This window comes from Caldisericota bacterium, from assembly GCA_034717215.1.
Lineage (GTDB): Bacteria > Caldisericota > Caldisericia > Caldisericales > Caldisericaceae > UBA646.
In genome coordinates this window covers 1-2,582 of record JAYELD010000032.1, presented here as the reverse complement: position 1 = coordinate 2,582, position 2,582 = coordinate 1, and the positions used below count along the sequence as shown (strand labels likewise).

3 protein-coding genes are annotated in these 2,582 nt (G+C 40.1%); all 3 read right to left on the bottom strand.

Annotation, left to right across the window (positions count from 1 at the left end):
• Positions 1 to 87: 87 nt before the first annotated feature.
• Complete coding sequence (locus tag U9Q18_01510) at positions 88 to 903, bottom strand: hypothetical protein (GenBank protein MEA3313033.1); 816 nt, start codon at positions 901 to 903, stop codon at positions 88 to 90.
• A 22-nt stretch (positions 904 to 925) separates the two neighbouring features.
• Positions 926 to 1,615, bottom strand: a complete 690-nt coding sequence (locus tag U9Q18_01505) for a hypothetical protein (GenBank protein ID MEA3313032.1) — start codon at positions 1,613 to 1,615, stop codon at positions 926 to 928.
• Between the two features lie 79 nt (positions 1,616 to 1,694).
• On the bottom strand, positions 1,695 to 2,582 hold an 888-nt coding region (locus tag U9Q18_01500), incomplete at its 5' end, for a hypothetical protein (protein ID MEA3313031.1).

Here is a 2,582-nt window from a genome sequence, read left to right as displayed (position 1 = left end):
TTTATCTACATTAGCCATATCAAAATCTCCTTTCACTTAAATTCCAAGAAGCCCCCTAATAAAAGAGGGCTTCTATAAACACTATTCTTATATCACTGTATCTAAAGCTTCTGTCCAATTACCAAGACATAATTCTCCGGGCCAAATAACTTTATAACCATATACGTAGAGAGTTTTTAAAGCGTCTCCGAATCTCTTCTCAGGCTCGAACGGTTTGGAGCTCAAAATCTGCTCTGCAAAGGCAACAGATCTATACGAACCGGCTAAAGGTGCGGTAGCTCCAACGTTGTCTGACTCGTACATATCTATTCCTAACACATCGGTTATAAAACCATTAATATTACCCTTTAAGTCCTGGGCGTGGTATACTCCGGCAAGCAACAGTTTAGTTCCTGCCCAATTTGGTATAATTAGCCATCTGCTTTTCTTGGGTACTTTAGCTTCTTTTAAAGCTAAATCCATTTCAGCTACACCGGATATGATTGTAGTAACGTCTACAGTACCGTCGGTAGTGGTCGAAAGACCTGCTCCGGCAGCCATAAGGGTATTTAATCCACTATCAGATGTATCCATTAGGGCATAAGAGGCTTCCTCTGTAGCCGCTCCAAATACTTTAACATTAGCTTGCATAGCGTCAACATCATCAATCATAAAGTTAATGTACTTGGCATAATCAATGGTAAAGTCCATACCGGTATTTCTTATAGCTTGCATAGTCATATCCGCTCCGGTGTAATTTCCTACAGTAATAGATCCTATTCCAGAGATATGGACAGACTGACCCTGTTTTGTTATAGGTGCGTCTATCTCACATCTTGCTACTTTCCCAAAAACGTGGTTAGAGTGTGCGTTTACAAGCACCGCTTTATTCCACAATTTTGGTGCAAAGTTATTAACACTCATTAAAAATCACTTCCTTTTAATCTTATTTTTTGCCACCCCATTGTTTTTGTGATTCTTTAATGTCATCATAATGTAAGTCAATCTCTGCGTCTGACATCTTCTGAACCATCTGCGGAGTGTAATAAGACCCGGGAACTTTCTTCCCTTTCATTCCCTCTTTAGGAGTAACCCCTGAAGGCGGCAGGGTTTTTTTGTATGTTTCAAGCCTTTTAGCAATCACAGAGTCTTGCAGTCCTATAGAATAAGCCTTTTCACCTGGGTTTTTAGCTTCTTGAATGACTTTCTTGTAACCAGGGTTTTCTTGAATTTGGCGATTAGTTCCTGCCATTACAGATTCAAAGTCCAGTCCTTTGCCTTCTTTTTCTTCGGTGTGTACTGACCTGGCCTTTTCCTCACTGGCTAATAATCTTTTGTTCAGACTCTCCTGGCTTTTCTTAGTCTCATTCGCTGTATACTTATCTTCTAATTTCTTATCCCTGGCGTTCATTTCTTTCTCAAAATCTGCACGAGTCATAATATCCTCAGGATTGCCCGCTTTTACCTTAGCGGTAGAGGATTCTAATTCTTTTATCCTGAGTCTCTGTTCTGTGATAGTTCTATTACTGGCTGCTAAATCGGCTTCCTTTTGCTGTCTTGTTCTCACCTCATTTTGTTTATCTCCTAAAAGTCCTTTCCATTCCTCTGGGGTGTAATTTCCATCTTCATTTGGCATAACTTAACTCCTTTTGTTTAACGTCTAAAAGTTAGACGAATTTGCCCTGTAATTAACCCTACAGGAAGGTAATCCCGCCTTATCGCTTGACGAGCTGTTTCCTCTTTTGTTGTGGTTGTCTCTGCTGTCCTTTTGCTTCTGCCATTGCCATTTGGGCTTCCATTTGCTCTTTTCTCTGTTGTGCCTGCTTTAATCTTTGTACTATTTCTTCTTTTTTGGGAACGTCTGAGGCGTCAAGTACGATATCAGGCGGTATGATCTCACCGTATACTTTGGCCATATCCATTAACATTTCAAAATTAGCAAACCGGATTGTAGGATTGGTCGGGCTATTTGATATTTCAATACCGTATCTTCCTATCTTCCGGCTTCTGATTGCTTCTAATAACTGGTCAACATTAGCCTCTATCTTCTTCTCAGAGGCTATTGCCATCATCTCTTGGGTTGTAAAGGTATTTCCGTACCTTATCATCTCTACCATAGTTTCAGAGTAGATTTTGTGGGTATATTTCATATTGTCAAATATGATCTCGGACCCGATTAATCCCTGATTAATTCTCTGTCTGTCCTTTATCCCTGACTCACTGGCCGGGCCTTGAGCTAACATATTTTGATTAACGGAAGCTATCTTAGGGGCGTCGTTTTCTGCTAACTGTTCTAGTTGAATGTGTCCGGTAGATAATTGACTAGGCTCTATCTTTTCAGGCTTTACGGTTTTGTACTGTATTACGTGACCAGGGGAAGATCCTTCCTCTTGTAATTCATCCGGATCTATAGCTCCCTCATCTTTCTTATCGAAAAATCCACTGTTAGCACTTGTGTTCAATAAACCTAAAGCCTGGGAACGTCTCTTATTCTTTTCTTTCTGTGGATCTATTAGGTTATCTATTACCCCAAAGTAGTTTCCATTGATAAAATAGGGGATAAATCTGATTATGGGGAATAAAGTCATCTCTCCGTAAGGTCT